Origin of the sequence: Nonomuraea aurantiaca (assembly GCF_020215705.1) — a bacterium.
Taxonomy (GTDB): Bacteria; Actinomycetota; Actinomycetes; order Streptosporangiales; family Streptosporangiaceae; genus Nonomuraea; species Nonomuraea aurantiaca.
In genome coordinates, this window is record NZ_JAIWNB010000010.1 from 216996 (window position 1) to 234826 (window position 17831).

At 66.8% G+C, this 17831-nt stretch carries 21 protein-coding genes; 14 read left to right on the forward strand and 7 right to left on the reverse strand.

Features of this window, described 5'->3' with window-relative positions; all coding sequences use genetic code 11:
* Positions 1 to 62 precede the first annotated feature (62 nt).
* From LDL49_RS24540 to LDL49_RS24570, 7 genes are all read left to right on the forward strand, one after another.
* The gene (locus LDL49_RS24540) at positions 63 to 1286 is read left to right on the forward strand and encodes a hypothetical protein (RefSeq protein WP_225293754.1); all 1224 of its coding nucleotides are present in this window, start codon (positions 63 to 65) and stop codon (positions 1284 to 1286) included.
* Positions 1283 to 2320, forward strand: a complete 1038-nt coding sequence (locus tag LDL49_RS24545) for a hypothetical protein (protein WP_225293756.1) — start codon at positions 1283 to 1285, stop codon at positions 2318 to 2320. The genes LDL49_RS24540 and LDL49_RS24545 overlap by 4 nt, the downstream gene beginning before the upstream one ends.
* A gap of 74 nt (positions 2321 to 2394) precedes the next feature.
* Entirely contained in the window at positions 2395 to 3651 is a 1257-nt protein-coding gene (locus LDL49_RS24550; RefSeq protein WP_225293758.1) for a dolichyl-phosphate beta-glucosyltransferase, read from the forward strand.
* A 5-nt stretch (positions 3652 to 3656) separates the two neighbouring features.
* Entirely contained in the window at positions 3657 to 4352 is a 696-nt protein-coding gene (locus tag LDL49_RS24555) for a class I SAM-dependent methyltransferase (protein WP_225293760.1), read from the forward strand.
* 9 nt (positions 4353 to 4361) lie between these two features.
* Complete coding sequence (locus tag LDL49_RS24560) at positions 4362 to 5024, forward strand: class I SAM-dependent methyltransferase (protein WP_225293762.1); 663 nt, start codon at positions 4362 to 4364, stop codon at positions 5022 to 5024.
* A 10-nt stretch (positions 5025 to 5034) separates the two neighbouring features.
* A complete protein-coding gene (locus LDL49_RS24565) occupies positions 5035 to 5712 on the forward strand; it encodes a polysaccharide deacetylase family protein (protein ID WP_225293764.1) in 678 nt (225 codons plus the stop codon).
* A 19-nt stretch (positions 5713 to 5731) separates the two neighbouring features.
* Positions 5732 to 7192, forward strand: coding sequence for a hypothetical protein (locus tag LDL49_RS24570; protein ID WP_225293766.1), 1461 nt, complete (start codon positions 5732 to 5734; stop codon positions 7190 to 7192).
* Between the two features lie 4 nt (positions 7193 to 7196).
* Here LDL49_RS24570 and LDL49_RS24575 read toward each other — a convergent pair whose 3' ends face one another.
* A complete protein-coding gene (locus tag LDL49_RS24575) occupies positions 7197 to 7559 on the reverse strand; it encodes a winged helix-turn-helix transcriptional regulator (protein WP_225293768.1) in 363 nt (120 codons plus the stop codon).
* 92 nt (positions 7560 to 7651) lie between these two features.
* Positions 7652 to 8437 (reverse strand): collagen-like domain-containing protein, encoded by a 786-nt coding sequence (locus LDL49_RS24580; RefSeq protein ID WP_225293769.1) that lies wholly within the window; start codon positions 8435 to 8437, stop codon positions 7652 to 7654.
* 253 nt (positions 8438 to 8690) lie between these two features.
* Here LDL49_RS24580 and LDL49_RS24585 point away from each other — a divergent pair, with 253 nt between their 5' ends.
* On the forward strand, positions 8691 to 9962 hold the full coding sequence (locus LDL49_RS24585) for a CU044_5270 family protein (RefSeq protein WP_225293771.1): 1272 nt from the start codon (positions 8691 to 8693) through the stop codon (positions 9960 to 9962).
* Positions 9963 to 10019: 57 nt separating this feature from the next.
* Here the strand turns inward: LDL49_RS24585 and LDL49_RS24590 are convergent, their stop codons facing one another.
* A complete protein-coding gene (locus tag LDL49_RS24590; protein ID WP_225293774.1) occupies positions 10020 to 10901 on the reverse strand; it encodes a helix-turn-helix transcriptional regulator in 882 nt (293 codons plus the stop codon).
* Positions 10902 to 11032: 131 nt separating this feature from the next.
* On the opposite strand from LDL49_RS24590, the gene LDL49_RS24595 reads away from it, so the two are divergent.
* Entirely contained in the window at positions 11033 to 11629 is a 597-nt protein-coding gene (locus LDL49_RS24595; protein WP_225293775.1) for a short chain dehydrogenase, read from the forward strand.
* Between the two features lie 43 nt (positions 11630 to 11672).
* Here LDL49_RS24595 and LDL49_RS24600 read toward each other — a convergent pair whose 3' ends face one another.
* Positions 11673 to 12176, reverse strand: coding sequence for an ATP-binding protein (locus LDL49_RS24600; RefSeq protein WP_225293777.1), 504 nt, complete (start codon positions 12174 to 12176; stop codon positions 11673 to 11675).
* A gap of 566 nt (positions 12177 to 12742) precedes the next feature.
* Between LDL49_RS24600 and LDL49_RS24605 the strand changes: the two genes are divergently transcribed.
* Together LDL49_RS24605 and LDL49_RS24610 are read left to right on the forward strand one after the other, a co-directional pair.
* The gene (locus LDL49_RS24605) at positions 12743 to 13606 is read left to right on the forward strand and encodes a helix-turn-helix domain-containing protein (RefSeq protein WP_225293779.1); all 864 of its coding nucleotides are present in this window, start codon (positions 12743 to 12745) and stop codon (positions 13604 to 13606) included.
* Positions 13503 to 13877 carry a DUF397 domain-containing protein gene (locus tag LDL49_RS24610; RefSeq protein ID WP_308016181.1) on the forward strand — a complete coding sequence of 125 codons (375 nt, stop codon included), beginning with the start codon at positions 13503 to 13505 and terminating at the stop codon, positions 13875 to 13877. Before LDL49_RS24605 ends, LDL49_RS24610 begins: the two co-directional genes overlap by 104 nt.
* A 64-nt stretch (positions 13878 to 13941) precedes the next feature.
* Here LDL49_RS24610 and LDL49_RS24615 read toward each other — a convergent pair whose 3' ends face one another.
* Both LDL49_RS24615 and LDL49_RS59770 read right to left on the reverse strand, forming a co-directional pair.
* The gene (locus LDL49_RS24615; protein WP_225293781.1) at positions 13942 to 14304 is read right to left on the reverse strand and encodes a hypothetical protein; all 363 of its coding nucleotides are present in this window, start codon (positions 14302 to 14304) and stop codon (positions 13942 to 13944) included.
* A gap of 175 nt (positions 14305 to 14479) precedes the next feature.
* Positions 14480 to 15139, reverse strand: coding sequence for a DUF2306 domain-containing protein (locus tag LDL49_RS59770; protein WP_263655455.1), 660 nt, complete (start codon positions 15137 to 15139; stop codon positions 14480 to 14482).
* Between the two features lie 235 nt (positions 15140 to 15374).
* Between LDL49_RS59770 and LDL49_RS24625 the strand changes: the two genes are divergently transcribed.
* Positions 15375 to 15860 carry an RICIN domain-containing protein gene (locus LDL49_RS24625; RefSeq protein WP_225293783.1) on the forward strand — a complete coding sequence of 162 codons (486 nt, stop codon included), beginning with the start codon at positions 15375 to 15377 and terminating at the stop codon, positions 15858 to 15860.
* A 17-nt stretch (positions 15861 to 15877) separates the two neighbouring features.
* Entirely contained in the window at positions 15878 to 16075 is a 198-nt protein-coding gene (locus tag LDL49_RS24630) for a hypothetical protein (RefSeq protein ID WP_225293785.1), read from the forward strand.
* On the opposite strand, the gene LDL49_RS24635 is transcribed toward LDL49_RS24630, so the two are convergent.
* Positions 16072 to 16941, reverse strand: a complete 870-nt coding sequence (locus LDL49_RS24635; protein ID WP_225293787.1) for a hypothetical protein — start codon at positions 16939 to 16941, stop codon at positions 16072 to 16074. The two genes, LDL49_RS24630 and LDL49_RS24635, sit on opposite strands and share 4 nt — an antisense overlap.
* A gap of 471 nt (positions 16942 to 17412) precedes the next feature.
* On the opposite strand from LDL49_RS24635, the gene LDL49_RS24640 reads away from it, so the two are divergent.
* On the forward strand, positions 17413 to 17820 hold the full coding sequence (locus LDL49_RS24640; RefSeq protein WP_225293789.1) for a RidA family protein: 408 nt from the start codon (positions 17413 to 17415) through the stop codon (positions 17818 to 17820).
* Positions 17821 to 17831 lie beyond the last annotated feature (11 nt).

Consider the following 17831-nt stretch of genomic DNA (forward strand, 5'->3'; position numbering starts at 1 on the left):
AGGGCGGACCAGAGTGTGGTGATGCGCAGGACGATCACGGCCATAGAGAACGTGGTGATCGCATGACGATCACGGCGGCGAAGAGGGTGGTGGCCTCGCCGGTGGCCGGGCGGCGGGGGTGGCCCGACTGGGTGCCGGTGGGGCTGGTCGTCTTGGTGGCCGTGGCGGCGCTCGTCTGGCGTGGGGTTTCCGTCCGGGACCTTGCGGTTTTCGGGGGATATATCGGTGTCGGCGTGCTGGTTCCCGGGACGCTGCTGTGGCGGGCGCTGGCAGGAGGTCGCGGGTCGCTTGCCGAGGAGCTGGCGGCGGGCCTGGCGCTGGGCTACGCGGTCGAGGTGCTGGCCTACATCCCGGCGCGCGCGGTCGGACTGCCGCTGCTGGTGCTCGTCTGGCCCGTTACGGTGATCGCCGCCTTCGTCGCCGTACCCCGGCTACGACGGCATTGGCGGTCGGGGCCGGGACCGGGGACGGCGGGTCGCGAGCGGATGCCCCTGTGGTGCGCGTGGGCACTGGCCGCGGTCGTCGGCTATCTCGTCGTCTGGAGCACCCTGTCGTTCTACGGGGGCCACGGCCTGACCTGGCCCGGCAACGCGACGCCCTACGTCGACATGCCCTACCACCTCGCCCTGCTCGGCGAGCTCAAGCACCACATGCCCCCGACGGTCCCGACGGTCCTGGGCGAGCCGCTGTCCTACCACTGGTACGTCTACGCCGAGATGGCCGCCACCAGCTGGGTCACCGGGATCGAACCACAGACGCTCCTCTACCGGCTGTCGATGCTGCCGATGATGGTGGCCATGGTCGTGCTGGTGGCGGTGCTCGCCAGGCGGGTGACCGGGCGGTGGTGGGCGGGCGTGGCGGCGGTCTTCGTGACGTACTTCGCCTTCAGCCCGGAGCTGTACCGGGGAGCGAGCGATCTGTTCACGTCGCGGTCGATGTTCACGGCGTGGACCAGTCCGACGCAGACGTTCGGGGCGTTGCTCTGCGTCCCTGTGGCGCTCATGCTCGTCGCGTACCTGCGCCGGGAGCGGACCGGACCGGGCGGGTGGGTGCTGGTCGGGGTGCTGTCGGCAGCGCTGACCGGGGCTAAGACGACGTTCCTGCCGCTGTTGCTGGGTGGGCTGGTGCTCGTCCTGGTCGTCAGGCGGTGGTCGCGGCCTGCCCTCGTGGGTGTCGGGATCACGCTGGCCTGTCTGGCGTTCGCGCAGTTCGTGGTCTTCGGGGCCCAGCGGCAAGGGTTGGTGCTCGCGCCGTTCGCGAGCATGCGGCAGGTGTGGGGCTGGTGATGGACCTCGGCCCCAAGCAGGTTGCCAGGGCACCCATGTGGCCGATCGCCGGGCTGACGGCGATTCATCTCGTCTGCCTGGCGTGCGTATGGGCGGGGTTGCTGGGCGTGCCGGCCAGGCGGGCGGTCCTGCGGGATCCGGGCATGCTGCTGTTGCTCGGCATTGGGGCGGGGGGCGTCGGCGGCGTCGTGCTGCTGGGGCATCCGTCGGCCAGCCAGTACTACTTCCTGGAGGGCGCTCGACCGTACCTCTCGATCGCGTCCGTGGCCGGGATGGCGGTTCTCGGCCGGGAGCGCGGATTCGGCGCCGCCAAGTGGTGGGTCGCGCTGGGGGCCGGGCTCGCGGTGGCGGCCCGGGCGCTGCTCGGACCGGACATGCCGGTCCACGGACTGTTCCCCCTCGTGCTGCCGTACCTCGTGCTCGTGGTGGTGGCCGTCGTCGCGGTCCTCGCGCTGCGGCGCGGGTCCGTAGCGTTCGTGCCGCAACGCGAACGGCGCGGGTCCGTGGCGGTCGCGGCGGTCGCGCTGCTCACCGGTTACGCGCTGCCGGTCACCTTGACGCAAGGGGTCGGGCCGTCGAGTCACGGGGCGGCGGCGCCGCCTGTGCGTATGGTGCCGGAGGGTGCGCTGGAGGCCGGTCGGTGGCTGCGGGACCACTCCTCGCCCGACGATGTGGTGGCGACCAACGCGCACTGCCGGCCCGTCGGCTGGAAGGTGTGCGACAGCCGCCACTTCTGGGTGTCCGCCTACAGCGAGCGCCGGGTGCTGGTGGAGGGGTGGGCGTACGCCCAGAGCACGATGTCGCGGAGTGAGCCGTTCGGCACCTCCTACCTGGCCCTGCCGTTCGCGGACCAGGCGCGGCTGGCGGCGAACGACGCGGTGTTCCGGCAGCCGTCGGCGGAGAATGTCGCGCGACTCGTCCGCGAATATGGCGTCAAATGGGCATTCACCGAGAATGGCGCGGCCCTTGACAGCTTCGCGACGCTGCGTTTCCGCAGCGGCCAGTGCTCGGTCTACGAACTCGGCGCCGGGTAAAAGTCTGTCCAGCTCCAAGAATGATGCGGAGAAACAGCCCGCGCATCAATGGACGGCAGCAGCAGCATTCCCCTATGAACACGCGTTCCGCCATGGACAGGAGTCCGGCCGTTCTCGGCGAACCGGTCACCTTGGCGACCGTGGACATCGTCATTCCGGTGCTCAACGAGCAAAAGGCACTGCCCGGTTGCATCAGGACGCTCAATGCGTTCCTCGGCGATTCCTTCCCGCTGCCGTGGCGCATCACGATCGTCGACAACGGGAGCATCGACGGCACGTGGCGGGTCGCCCGGGGGTTGACGCGCGAGTTCCCGCAGGTGCACGCCCGCAAGCTGGAGACCAGGGGCCGGGGTGCGGCGTTGAAGGCCGCCTGGCGTGACAGCCCGGCCGACATCGTCGCGTACATGGACGTCGATCTGTCGACCGAGCTCGGCGCGCTGTTCCCGATGGTGGCCGCGCTCGCCAGCGGCCATTCCGAGGTCGCGATCGGCACCCGGCTCGCGCGCGGCGCCCGCACTCGCAGGTCGCTGCGGCGGGAGCTGGTCTCGCGCGGTTACAACGCCCTGCTCCGGTACGGTTTCGGCGTCGGCTTCAGCGACGCCCAGTGCGGCTTCAAGGCCGCCAGAACCGACGTGATCAGGCCGCTCCTGGACCGCGTCGAGGACGACGGCTGGTTCTTCGACACCGAGTTGCTCCTGCTGGCCGAGCACAACGGCCTGCGCGTCCACGAGGTGCCGGTGGACTGGGTCGAGGATCTCGACTCGCGCGTCCGCATCATCAGGACGGCGGTCGAGGACCTCAGAGGGCTGGCCAGGGTGGCGTGGTCGATGTCCACCGGCAAGGCCGCACTCAAGGTGGCGAACGAGACCGAACTCACACCTACGGACCCGACCGAGCTCACGCCCACGCATCCGGACGCGGTCGTCGCCCGGCCGCGCGCGGTGACGCCAGCCAGGTTGGCGTCGTTCGCCCTGATCGCGGTGTTCTCGACGGTCCTCTACGCGCTGCTCTATCTCCCGTTGCGTGAGCATTGGCCGGCCGCGGCGGCCAACCTCGCCGCGCTGCTGCTCACCGGCTTCGCCGGCGCCGAGACCCGCCGCTGGACGGTCAACGTGCTCGGCGGTCACCGTACGGTCCCACGCGTCCGGACCGCGCCGGCCTTCCTGGCCGACTACGCCATCATCACCATGGCGGTGCTCGGCCTGCCGCCACCGGGCGGTCGCCTGTTCGAGGCGACCACCGCCGTCGGCACGTACTGCCTGCTCACCCTGCTGCGCTTCGCCGCACTGGACCGGTGGGTCTTCCCGAGGCGGGCCACCTCCAAGAGATGAACGAGATGCGAGCACAAGAGATCCGCCGCATGACCGCGCTCGAAGACGGCCACTGGTGGTACCGGGAGCGCCGGGCCGTCCTCCGTGCCGAGGTGCGTCGCCTGCGGCCGGGCCGGGCGCTCGACGTCGGCGCGGGCGGTGGCGGCAACACCGTGGTCCTCGTCGAGGAGGGCTGGGAAGCGACCGCGACCGACTGCTCCGAGCTCGCGGTGGAGGTGGCCAGGGGTCGCGGGCTCCGAGCCGTACAGGCGGACGCGCGTGACCTGCCGGTCGAGCCCGCGAGCGTGGACCTCGTGACCGCCATGGACGTGCTGGAGCACATCGAGGAGGACTACCTGGCCACCGAGCAGATCGCCAGGGTGCTGCGGCCGGGCGGGCGGGCGCTGATCGCGGTCCCCTGCGACATGTCGCTGTGGTCGGCCCATGACTACGCCGTCGGCCACGTACGCCGCTACTGCCGCGATTCGCTGACCGGCGTGGTCGAGAAGGCGGGCCTACGGGTCGAGCAGCTGTGGAGCTGGAACGTACTCCTGCGCCCGCTGATCGCCCGGCACCGGCACTCGTCCACGGGCAGCGACCTGGGGCCGGTGCCCCCGCTGGTCAACGCCGGCCTGTCCGCGGTCGTGAGGCTGGAGAGGTGCCTGCCGGTCGGTTCGCTCAAGGGCGTGACGCTGTTCCTGCGTGCCCGCCGCGAGGATTAGGAGACCGGCGTGTCGCTCGATCGGACCCTGCTGCTCGAGGACGCACGGCGGCTGTACGCGGACGCGTCCCGGGCCCTGCGGCTCCAGCAGCGGCTGCGGGTGCTGGTCTGCCCGTTCGAGGAGACGATCGGGTACGTGCCGGAGGGCGCGAGCGTGCTCGACATCGGATGCGGCTCCGGGCTGATGCTCGGCCTCATGGCGACGCGCGGGAAACGCGTCGAGGGGCACGGCTTCGACCCGTGCCCGGTCGCGATCGGGCTGGCCGGGCGGATGGCCGTACGCCTGCGCGACAGCGGCTCGACACTGCGCTTCGAGCACCGCGACGCCCGCTCGCCGTGGCCGGCCCGCTCCTACGACGTGGTCCACATGCAGGACGTCATCCACCACCTGCCGATTCCGGCGCAGCGGGCGGTGTTCGACCGGGCCTGCGCCGCGGTACGGCCCGGTGGCCTGTTCGTCTACAAGGACATGAGCGCGCGGCCTCTGTGGCGCAACGCCGTCTGCCGGCTTCACGATCTGATCGTCGCCCGCGAGTGGATCCACCCGGTGCCGATCACCACGATCGAGGACTGGGCGGCGGAGAACCGGCTCGCCCTGGAGGTGTCCCGTACCGCGCACCGCGTCATATATGGGAACGATCTGCGAGTCTTCCGGCGGCGGCTTTGGCCATAAGCTAGCCCATGTGGTGATTCACGGCATACTTGCGGCGTCATTAGCGATGACGTCACTCCCCGCGACGGGCGCTCCCGCGGAGATCGATTGCAGCCGGGTCAAATGTCTGGCCTTGACCTTCGACGACGGTCCGAGCGTCCATACGCCGAAGCTGCTCGACCTGCTCAAAAAGGAACGTGTCAAAGCCACCTTCTTCCTGGTGGGCGCGCAGGTCGAGAAATATCCCAGCATCGTCAGACGGGAAGCCGCCGAAGGCCATGCCATCGGCAACCACACCTATTCGCATCCGTCGCTGCCCACGCTGCTCGACAACGAGATCCTCACCGAGATCCAGAACACCCAGGAACTCATCAAGGAGCAGACGGGGACGCTGCCGAAGATGTTCCGCCCGCCGTACGGGGCCACCGACGACCGCGTGCTGGGCCTGGCGGGGTCGCAGAACCTCGCGCAGGTGCTGTGGACCGGTACGACGCTCGACTGGAAGCTGCGTAACGTAGCGAAAATCAAGGCGGCCGTGTTCCGGTTGGCCAAGCGCGACGGCGTGATACTCATGCATGACGTGGTGCCGCAGACCGTACAAGCCATGCCGGCGATCATCAAGGAGCTCAAGAAACGCGGCTACCACCTCGTCACCGTGCCGACGCTGGAGCGCGGCAAGGTGATGGAAGCCGGGGTGAGTTACCCCTGAACCGCCTGGATCGGGAGCTATGCAGATCGAAATCGCCAAGCGCCGGCGATGGGTGCCACTCGGGACGTTCGTCGCTATTCAGGCCGTTCTCGCCTGCTGGTGGGCGGCGTTCTATCCCGGGCTGTTCAGCCGCGATTCGGTCCTCTACCTAAGCCACACCCTCGTCGGGCCCTGGGTGGGCGACCACTCGGTCCTCTACGACTCGCTGCTGTGGCTCAGCTTCAGGACCACCGGTGACCTCGGCACGGTCACGTTCCTGCAGACCACGGCCATGGCGGCGGCGCTCACCTACCTGACGGAAGCGCTCAAGAACCTCGGCGCGCCGCGTAGGTCGACGACGGTGGTGGCCGTACTCCTGCCGCTGGTGCCCACGGCCGGCGCGTTCACGGTCACGCTCTGGAAGGACGTGCCGTTCACGATCTGCGCGGTCGCGATCGCGGCCGCCTGCGCCGCGATGGCCGCCGACCGTACCGTCACCTACCGCAGACTGCTCGGGCTGGGCCTGCTGATGACCGCGCTGGGGCTGTTCCGGGCGAACGGCTTCCTCATCGTGGGCGTCGCCATCGTCGTGCTGCTCGTGGTCGTCTCGGCCATGCGCGTACGGCTGGCGCTGGTCGGCACGGTGGCGGCGGCCATCCCGCTGCTGCTCAACAACCTGCTGTTCCCCCAGTTCGGCATCGCGGCCCCGTCGAAGACGTACGTCTACCACACGGCCTTCGGCGACATCGCCGTCGCGTATCGGGACCATCCGGAGCTGTTCACCGAGCAGGACAAGACCCTCATGACGGCCGTCGCGCCCCTGACCAGGTGGACCGAGGGCGGCACCTGCTACACGATCAACCCGCTGATCTGGCGGCGTGACTTCAGCTGGCCGCAGGCCGACGCGCACGCCGGTGAGCTGCTGGACCTCTGGAAACGGCTGCTCCTCGAACAACCGGCGATGGTGGTCGACGCCAGGCTGTGCCGGGGCGCGATCGCCTGGAAGCTGTTCGGGGACGACACGGCCGAAGGCGGGCGCACCTACCGGTTCTCCCTCCGCCCGAACGCCGACACCTACGTGGGACCCAACAAGGTGCCCGACTTCCAGGGCCGCTGGGTCTACTCGCTCAGGCCGATGTCGCAGGGCCTCTACCAGGCGGCGAGCTCGTGGCTGGCCACCGCCGAGCAGCCGCAGTACGACTGGCTGCTGTGGCGGGGGGCGTTCTGGTGCTACCTGTCCTATCTGGCCGTGGCCCTGGGCGCGCTGGCGCAGCGCAACCGCTATGTGATCGCCGTGGCTGCGCCGGTGATGGGGCAGCAGCTCGCCATCCTGGCCAACATCTCCGCCCAGGACTTCCGGTACATGGCCTCCCCCATCTTCGTCGGCGTCCTGCTGGTCCCGCTGCTCATCGCCTCCATCGGCCGGCTCGCCCGGCGCCTACCCCCTCGGGAGCCGGCATCGGCCTCGGCCTCGGCCGAGCATGTCGAGACGCCGGCTTAGCCCGTCAGCCGGCGGCCGCGTGGCGGGCGTCGTAGCGCTCGCGCGACTCCGCCACGCTCGCGCTGTGCCTGACCGACCAGTTGGTGAACGTCAGCATCGCCTCGTGGAGCTCCAACGCCATGGGTGTGGCCGCGTACTCGACCATGGGCGGGACCGTGGCGTAGACCGTACGTTCGAGCAGACCGTCACGTTCCAGAGCGCGCAGCGTCAGGGTGAGCATCCGGCGGCTGATGCCCTCGATGAGTCGTTCCAAGTCGGTGAACCTGACCGGCCCGTCGGACGCCGCCACGAGGATCTGGATCGCGTACTTTCCGGCGATCCGGTCGAGGACCTCGCGCGGCGTTACAGCGGTGTTCTTGTGAAGCATGTCGCTGATGGTCACACACCATGACCCACTGTTACAAGCCTTCGTCAAAGCCGCTTACGCCAGCAGGGTCTTTCAAGGATGCGCCGGTTTGGTCAGGCTTCGGTGGCGCAAATGACGTACACGGCGAAGGTGGCGGATGAGGAGGTGTTGCCGTCCTTCCGCATCCTGACGGTCCAGCCGTTGCCGACCGGGGCGCTTCCCCACACCTGGAAGAGGTTCAGGGATGAGGCGATGTAGCCGCCTCCTGTGACGATCTCGTCCGAAGCGCAGGACACACTCGAGTCGCCGGCCTCAGTGATCGTGAAGTTGCGGGTGACCGTGTGGCCCTTCGTGCCCGCGCCTCCGTCCTTCCCGTCCTTGCCGTCTTTACCATCCTTTCCGTCTTTGCCGTCGTCACCCTTGGGACCCGCCGGGCCCTGCTTGCCGTCTTTGCCGTCGTCACCCTTGGGACCCGCCGGGCCCTGCTTGCCGTCTTTGCCGTCGTCACCCCTGGGACCCGCCGGGCCCTGCTTGCCGTCGTCGCCCTTGGGGCCTTGAGGGCCGGTGTCGCCCTGGAGGCCGTGGGCCCCGGTGTCACCCTTCGCGCCCTGGAGTCCCTGCGGCCCCCGAGCGCCCGCCGGGCCCGCCGGACCAGCCGGACCGGCCAGGCCATCGGCCCCGGCGGGGCCCCGACGGTTCCAGGAGATCTTCGTCTCGGTGCTCCTGCACGTGGTTGTCACGCCGACGACACGTAAGACGTGCGTGCTCTTGTCCACACATCCGTAGATGGAGCTCCCCGTCGACTCGGCGTACGCGAATCCGCCCGCGATCACCGTACCGGCCAGAACACCGGCACATGCGGCGGCAAGCGTACGCCGGCCGGGAAGCTTGAGAGCCATTGTCTTTCCCTTCGGGGGAGCCAGGCCATTCCTGCTTCCCGGGCAGGACAATATGGGGAACACCTATCGCGGCCCAGGGCTGACAGGACTCGGATCAATCACAACTGCGCCGCCAAAGCCTTCGAGAGGCGGCGGCGCGAACACTTCCCGCTCGATCGGTGAAGGAGAGGTGTGAACCCAAGGACCGAGAGATGATCGCGATGTCACGGGCGCTGCCCGCGCACGTCGGCGACGCCGTGATCATCGAGCAGTCGTGGGGGAGCCCGAACGCTTCTCCGCCATCTTCGACCGCTACTACCCCGAGATCCATGGCTACGCCGCACACCGGCTGGACAGCGCCTTAGCCGACGACATCGCCGCGGAGACGTTTCTCATCGCCTTCGACAAGCGCACCGGCTTCGACCTCGCACGCCCCGACGCGCGCCCCTGGCTGTACGGCATAGCCTCCAACCTCATCGCCCGCCACCGCCGCGCCGAAGTACGCCGATACCGGGCGCTGGCCAAAGCAGGGTCGGAAAACCCCATGGAGGATCACGCCGACCGAGTCGCCGGGGCGGTGGACGCGGTCGCGCGCAAATCCCGGCTCGCCCAGGCCCTGGCCGAGATCGCCGCCCTCATGGCGCGAGCCGCCAGGCCCAGCCCCAAGCGCAGGTGGGCGATGCGGGCGCTGGCGGTGGCCGCCTCGGCGGTAGTGATCGCGACGGGGGCGACCGTGTTCCAGTCCGTGGGAGGAGGAGAACCGACGCTCCCCGCCGCCAACGCGCAGGTGGTGCTCACCAGGATCGCGGCGACGGTACAGAAGAAGGACTTCACGCCGCCACGCGACGATCAGTGGATCTACACCGAGTCGCGCATGCGGATCCAAGACGCGAGCTCCACGGGCAAGCGGCTCACGCCACGGACGCCGTTGACGAACACGATCGAAGAGTTTTGGACGCGAGCCGACGGCAGGCGGGTCGGCTACAAGGTGGGTGGCAAGCTGATAACCACCAAACCTAGGAAGCGGACGCCGGAGAACACCTATGCCATGCTGGCCACGCTGCCCACCGACCCCGACAAACTGCTGGCCAGGTTCCGCAAGATCAATACCATGAGGGCCGGAGATCAGGACGGCTGGATCTTCCAGCGGCTCGGCGTGACCCTGAGCCAGAACATCGCCCCGCCGGCCCAGGAATCCGCCATCTTCAAGGCGATGGCCAAGCTCCCTGGCGTGACGGTGAACGAGTCGGCGGTGGATGACGAGGGTCGTCCGACGCTGTCGGTCTCTCGCGTCTCCGACGGGTGGCTCAAACGCGAGGTCCTGCTGGACCCGTCGACGTACGCCTTCCGAGGCGCGCGGGAAACCGCGGTGGCCGATCATGAGGAGCTGAATCAGCAACCGGGAGTCAAGACGTTCACCGTCAAGGACGGCAAGTTCGTTCCGGATCCCTTGCGTGTGGAGTGGAGCATCGAGAAGGGAACCGTCTGGCAGGTGTACACGCGCACCGTCATGGGCGTCGTCGACCGGCTCGGGCAGAAGCCGTAACAGATTGAAGAGCCATACCTGCCGCGCTTCGGTCTGATCATGTGGCGGCGCGGCGTGTCACGGCCTTTGTCCGGCCGCCGACTCGCGCCCTGCGGTGGTCAGGTCGGCGAGCAGCCGCAGGGCGGCGTCGGAAGGGGAGCCCGGTTCGGCGTTGAACACGGCCACGCGCTGCCCTTCGTCGTTCGGCAGTGCCATGAACTCGGCCATGAGCGCCATGGTGCCCACCATGGGGTGGTGGTAAGTGCGGGTGTCGGTGCCGCAGTCGCCGACGGAATGCGCGGCCCACAGTTTCGCGAACTCCGGGCTCCCGACCGTCAGCTCGCCTACGAGACCGTTCAGGCCCGGGGCACCGGGATAGCGGCCCGCGATCAGCCGCAGGTCGGCGACGGTGGAGCGCGCCTTGCGCGGCCAGTCGCCGTACAGCTCGCGCATGTGGGGGTCGAGGAACAGCATGCGGGCGATGTTGGGCCGTTCGGCGGGCCGGCTCGGCGCGTCGAAGTCGAGGTGCCCGGCCAGCAGCGCGTGCGCCATCGGGTTCCACGCCAGGACGTCGAGGAAGCGCCCCATGACCAACGCGGGCACGTCCCCGAAAGACTCGATCATGAGCTGTACGCCCGGCCGTACCTGCTCAGGCTTGGCCGCCCGACGCCGGATCATCGCCTTGGGCCGGGCCAGTGAGTAGAGGTGGGCACGTTCGGCCTCGTCCAGGCGCAGGACGCGGGCGACGGCGTCGAGCACGGCGTCGGAGGCGTTGGGGCTCTGACCCTGTTCGAGCCGGGTGTAGTAGCCGGCACTCACCCCGGCGAGCTGAGCCAGCTCCTCACGCCGCAGGCCAGGCACCCGGCGGCGTCCCCCGAACGTGGGAAGTCCGGCGTCCTCGGGCTGCAGCCGTGCCCGCCTCGACCGCAAGAATTCGCCCAGTTCACCATGTACGTCCATATGCCCAGTGTCGCGGACCAGCGGCCGTGGAGCCTGCACCTGTCAGGTGTACCCCCGGCGGAGGGCTGGATGGGGATCACCGTCGGCCGCAGTCTGGTCTCCGGTTTGCCCCAGACGGAACGGGAGAAATGATGAAGATCATCGTGATCGGTGCGACAGGGACCATCGGCAGCGCGGTCGCCGAGGCGTTGGAGGCGCGCCACGAGGTGGTACGCGCGTCGCGCCGAGGCCCGGTACGCGTGGACATGACCGATACCGCGTCAATCGACGCCCTGTTCTCGCAGGTCGGCCAGGTGGACGCGGTGGTGTGCTGCGCGGCGAGCGGCGGCCTGACACCCCTGGACACGCACTCGGACGCGGACTTCTGGGGCAGCGGGCTCGAAGGGAAGCTGATTGGACAGGTGAACCTGGTCCGGCGAGCGCTCACTCACGTACGGGACGGCGGATCCGTCACGCTCACCAGCGGGCGGTTCGTGGAGCCTGTCCCGGGCAGTTCGCTCGGGTATCTGGTCAACTCGGGCTTGGAGGCGTTCGTACACGCTGCCGCGATCGAGATGCCGCGAGGTGTCCGCCTGAACACCGTCAGCCCCGGCTGGGTGCGCGAGACCCTCCTCGAGCTGGGCATGAATCCCGTCACTGGTACGCCGGCGGCGGACGTCGCGCGCGTTTTTGTGGACGCCGTGGAAGGCCCCGCCCACGGCCGCACCCTTTTGGTGAACGCGTCCTGAGCACCCCGCCGGATTCTTGGTGCGTTGCCGACCATCACGGCACCTAACCGTTCTGACCGTCAAGGGCCGGCATTGGTCGGCGGACTTCGCTTACTTCTGCCGCAGGTTCTTCGCCCACACCCAAGAACTCCGACGCGCTGCCGGCCTCTTGCGTGGCCACCTCCGCCCACACCAAGTTCCATCGCAGGGCCACAGTGCGCGTCCCCCACCGGACTGAGGTCTGCTGGACCAGCCACAGTCCACGCCCGTGGCAGTCACAGTCGTCGGGTTTCTGTGGCTTTGGCACGGTCAACGCCCCTTCGTCGAGCACCTCGATTCTGGCCAGCGCCTTACCGACTTCGAAGACCTTCACCATGACCACGCCGCCAGGCCGTCCCGACCTGGTGTGCAGCACCGCATTCCCCACCAACTCGCTCGTGACGAGCCGCACACCGTCCGTTCCCCGATGCCCGGCCGCCGTCAGTGCGTCCGCGACCCAGCGACGAGCCAGGGGCACCGAACGTACGACACCTGGAAGCGTCATCCTCACCAGGGCGTGATCGCTCATCGCGCAATCTCCCACACTCGTTCGGGCGCACTTTCGTCAAGCGCGTCGACCCACGGATCACGTCCTCTCCCCCACGTGAAGACCCACCGCTCGCCCTGCAGCGCGGCCCGTACGAGCAATGGCCCCGACACTCGCTGGACAGCGATACACGGTTCGGCGCGTCGCGGTAGCTGAACCGAAACAGCCAGACCTCGCACTCTCAGAGCCCATGCCAGCCGAGCCAGATAGAGGAATTGTTGCTGCTCCCGACTCGGCGGCGTTGGGCTCGATCGCGCCCCGTCGTCTTGCTTCCGCGTACGTCGCATCGCTCGACCTGCCCTTCGAGTATCGGACCCAATCAGAACAAATCTGTACTTAGTTCACACTGATAGAACCAGCCCTTGGGATCGACAAAGCGCCCACTCAGCAACAAAAAGGCCAGGCCACACACGGGGTAATGCCAATGCTTTCCATGCAGAGTGTGCATGGTCCATAACTCTCAGTGCAAGAGATATCGCAGAATGCACTTAGTACAAGTTGTGGAACCAAGATCGACCTAGGAGACTTGGCGTACTCATGGAGGTGGAATGGCCGCTCAGCGCAGTCCGTCAGCTCGCCAGCGTCGCCTGGCCGCCATCTTGCGCAGTTTGCGCAAGGAGAAAGGCATGTCCCGCGAGGTAGTCGCGGAACGGCTCGGATGTTCGCCGCCGACGATCACTCGCATAGAAGCGGCCCAGACCAGCGCCCGCATAACCGACGTGACCATGATGCTGGAGATCTACGGAGTACCAGATCATACGAAGGAGATACTCCTTCAACTGGCCCGTGATGCGCGGAAACGCGGCTGGTGGGACAAAATGTCCGACACGATCCCCGAATACTTCCAAAGCTACGTGGGCCTTGAAGAGGACGCGTCCTCGATCTCCGGCTACGAGAGCGAGTACGTCCCTGGTCTCTTCCAGACGGAGGAGTACGCGCGTGCCGTCATCAACGCAGAGCCGACTCTGCCGCCCGAGGAGGAGCTGACCAGCAATCTCTCAATCCGGATGAAACGGCAAGAACGTCTAGTCTCTGCGAAGCCACCCGAGATGTGGATGGTGCTGAATGAGGCTGTCATTCGGCGGGACGTGGGCGACGAAGGCGTCATGCGTCGTCAACTTCAGCGACTTCTTGAGCTGTCGTCGCAGAACTTCATCAACATCCAGATACTTGCGTTCGACAGCGGGGCCCATCCGGCTATGAACGGCGGGTTCCGCATCCTGAAGTTCCCAAAGCTATCGGATCCAGACATCGTGTACCTTGAGTACTGGAGAGGCAGCATCTTCCTAGAAGCCCCAGATGACGTAGATGACTACAATCGACTATTTGATCATCTTCGCGCAAGAGCACTTGGGCCCGATCAGAGCCGACGCCTCATCGAGCAGGCAGCAGGAGGATCTAGTGGACCGTAGGCGAGACGAGGATCTGGAGCAGCGTTCCCGTACGACCTGGCGCAAGTCTAGTTTTTCCAATGGAACGGGCGGAGATTGCGTCGAGGTGGCACTAGTTGATGGCACCAAAAATGACCCACCACTCGGGACAGCACACAAAGCCGGCATGAGACCTTTGATTGCACTACGCGACTCCAAAGATCCCGATGGCCCCAAGCTGTACTTCACTCGTAGCGAGTTCGCCGCATTCCGCCGTGGACTTATGGCAGGCGAGTTCGACGACCTGATGTAGGTCCCGACCGCCGTCAAGCGCAGCGTGCCGTGCCCACAGGAGCACCGACTGCCGTTTGCACTTCTCAGCGACTTGAAGCCTCTCCAGCAATTCCGTAAACCACTTGCTCCTGTGGGTCATAAGCGATTAGCCCATGCCTTGATGCCAAATCAAGCAGAACCGAGGAGACTTCACCGGAACGCGACCAGGATATAGCCGCTATCACACACTCACTGGTGACATAGAGAGGAGAGGTCCACGGCGACTCATCCATATTCTCCTCAGCGAGGTCCGGAAACACAGAGATCACGGCCTTATGAAAATCCTCAACAGCCGAACTCACTTCGACGGCCCCCGAGAGCCCGTCCGCCAATTGGTCGTAAATCTGAGCGGCCTCCTCTACGGTAGGAACTGGCTTCTGCCGCCAAAAGGCTAGATCGAAGCTCACCGTCACTCCCTTCGCGGAACCGTACTGACCTGCGGATACGATGCCCAATGTGGATCGATCGACCGTGGACCCGACCCAATTATCCGGACCGGCTCCACAACCACCACCGATCCATCCACCCATCGTGAACCCCGACAAGCGTGCGCCCGTCTCCAGTGGTGACCGTATTCCCGGATTAACCGCGGTCTTCCCCGCTCGGGCCCCAGACGCCCACAGCATTCAGGCTCGTTGCCACAGGCGGGACAAACGGTGCCTCCTGATGATGCTTTCGACCACGATCAGATTGATGATCCAGCCCAGGGTCTGACCGACCGGAATCATGGAGGTCGCAACTTCTCCTATCGATCCCGACTCGGCTCCACCGAAGGGGATCTGGACCAGCAGCAGGGGAACAAGGAGGCGCGATGTGACCGCGAGGAACGTCAGCGCGTAGTTGCGCATCATCCAGTTCCGGTGGCTGATGAAGTCGTGCCGACGGGCAGCCCGGGTGTGCGAGGCCAGCAGTGATGAGCCAGAGGACAGCGGCGGTGGTGAGGCCGATCTGCGTCATGAGGCGGCCGGACCACACCGCGACCGGGATCGTGGTCATCGCGGACGGCAGAACCCCGGCGAGGAGGTAAACCCGGCCGAGCGTTCGATGGATCCGCCTGCGCGCCCTCACCTTCGGGATGAACTGCAAGGGGCCGAGCACCAGCGCGACCGCGGCGGTGAAGATATGGCCCACCAGAACGTAATAGTGCAGGCTGTCGCGGACATCGAGGCGGCTGTTGTCGATATCGAGGCCCAGGTACGGATAGATGAGCACCAGGCTGACGATGATCGCGACGGAGAGCATCAGCCATACCGTCTCTGCATATCCGGAGTCTTGTAGGCACGGCCTGCTCCGGCATCCGCCTCTGAGTGGCCGGAGCGGTACGCAAGCTGGCGTACGGACCCCGCTGATCCGTACACCCACCGTTGAAGACCGTGGCTCCGCCAACCGCGACTTCCCTCCGGAAGCTCGTCAGATCCGAACAAACCGGGAATTGCGCGCGTCATAGCGATCAACACCGCTCAGGAAGGTCATCGACATGGACGCCGCTCCCAAGAAGCTTTTCGCCGTCGCCACGACAGCCGTCATGGCACTCTCCCTGGCCACCGCTCCCGCCTCGGCGGCGAGCGGGGCGAGTAGGTCGCGTCTGATGAACGCCGCCACCGAACTCTGCCTGGCCGTGGGCAAGAGCGAAGTGCGGGCGGGCAAGAAGGTCATCCAGTGGACCTGCTCCACCAACAAGGACCAGCAGTGGATCTACCGCAAGCGCAAGGTCATCAACGCCAAGACCGGCATGTGCCTGGCGATCGCCCGCGGTGTCCAGGTCAAGGGCAAGTACGCGATCCAGTGGCCGTGCACCGACGGCGGGACCGAGCAGGAATGGATCTACGACGAGCACCAGCGCCTGCGCAACCGAGCCACCGACATGTGCCTGGCGGTCGGCAAGGCCGAACGCAAGCCGGGCAAATGGATCATCCAGTGGACGTGCCGGGACTCCGCCGACCAGGCCTGGCTAATGCGCTAGCACCGTGGCCGGCGTCGGTGGCCGACTTCTTGGCCTGGGCGGGACCCGGCGGCCGTACGCCGGCGAAGCCGGCCGTCGAGCTCTTTGAGCTCGACGGCCGGCTTTGGACGCACAAGCGCCGATGGAGATATTTCGCGCTGCCGATCCTGTACGGCGACCGCCCGGTGGGCGAACTCGACACCACCACCGACAGCGGCGGGCCACCGAACGGTTAGTTCTTGCTCCAGATCGCCGCGTAGACGTTGTCCTCGACGTTCATGACAATGGGGTGGTAGCCCAGCCCCTTCAACTCAAGAGACTTGAGCTTGTAGGTCACGCGGGACAGCTGCAGGTACTCCTTCAGGCCGGTCGAGCTGGCCTTGCCCCACACGGTCGTGTAGAGCTTGCCGGGCTCGACGGCCATGGCAACGGGACTCAGACCCTGCTTCGCCCGCGCCAGGAGCTCCCTGCCGCGCTGCTCCACGGTCTGGCCGGTGGTCACCTGGAGGGTCCCCGTGACGGCCCCGGCAGCCCAAACGGCCGTGTAGAGCGGCTTCTCGGCCGTGCCGTACACGTCCAGCGAGGAAATCTGGTAGCCGGCGGCGCTGAGCTGGGTGTTGGCGGTCGCCAAGGCCTCCTTGGTCAGGTCGGTCTTGGCCTGCAGCTTGCGGGTGGTCTTCTCGAAGACCGCCGCGAAGACGGCGCCCGCGCCCGCACCCGTACCAGTGATCATGGTGGGCTGGAAGCCCAGCTGCTGCTGTTCGGTGATGCGCTTCGGCAGGTCGGTGACCGACAGGTCCTGCAGGACGTTCACCTTGCGGGTGGCGTCCTTGACCCATACGGAGGTGTACTCCGGGTTGGCCGCGTTGGTCACGCTCAACGCCGAGGGAACATAGCCCGCACCCAGCAACTGCTTGATGCGCTGCAGGTGAGCGGACTCGGTGAGCCCCTGGAGGGAGAGCCAGTTCAGCGGCAGGTTCTGGGCTGACTGGACGGTCTTGGCGGGCTGCTCGGCCATCGCCGGAGACGAGAGCGCCAGCAAGGGAGCCGTAGCCGCCGCGAGCACCGTGGTGACAGCGACGATTCTCGGAGTGTTCCTCATGGTCCTCCTTAGGTAAAGGTTGTCCCAAAATCGGGACAAGAAGTGACCATAACAAAGAATGAGCGCAACTTGACCATCTGTCACCATGATCGTGACAACGATGTGTCAAGAAGACGGGTGCCGAACCCCCACGACCAGATGTTCTGGCCGGTCATCGTCGTGCCCAACCCACGCTCTCAGGTCGGCGCGGCTCGTGCGCGATTGGGGTGCCAGCTTCTGGCCTGCGGGTTTCTCGCACGTCGATGATCAGCAACGCCTGACATTCCAGAAGATCTCCCGCGCCGGGGAGTACGCGTGTCTCAGTTCGCTTCCTCGGATGAGCCCCTGAACTGCTTGGTCACCATCGAGTGCCCCAGTCACGGAAAAGTGCGTTCTTCCATGTCAGCGCACACTCTCCTAAAGTTTCTCAGTAATCACAAGAGACCAAGGGGCGCGCGCTAACAGGTGCGCCCATGCAAGGAGGCAGGCAGTATGGCCATCACCCTGATCAACCCCGACGGGTTGCCCAAGATCGACGTCTACCGGCAGGTGGCGATCGTCTCCGGGACGAAGCTGGTGTTCATCGCCGGCCAGGTCGCCTGGGACGCCGACGGGATCACGGTCGGCGAAGGCGACCTTGCCGCGCAGGTCGAGCAGTGCTACCTCAACATCGGCACCGCCCTGGCCGAGATCGGCGGTTCCTTCGACGACGTGGCCAAATTGACCTTCTACGTCGTCGACTGGACCCCCGACAAGATGCCCTCGCTCCTGGAAGGGATCTCCCGGGGAGCCGCGAAGCTGGGAGTCACTCCGGTCCCGCCGGCCACGCTGCTGGGCGTTGCGGCACTGGACGTGCCCGACCATCTGGTCGAGATCGAAGCCACCGCAATGCTCGACTGAGACATGGAGCG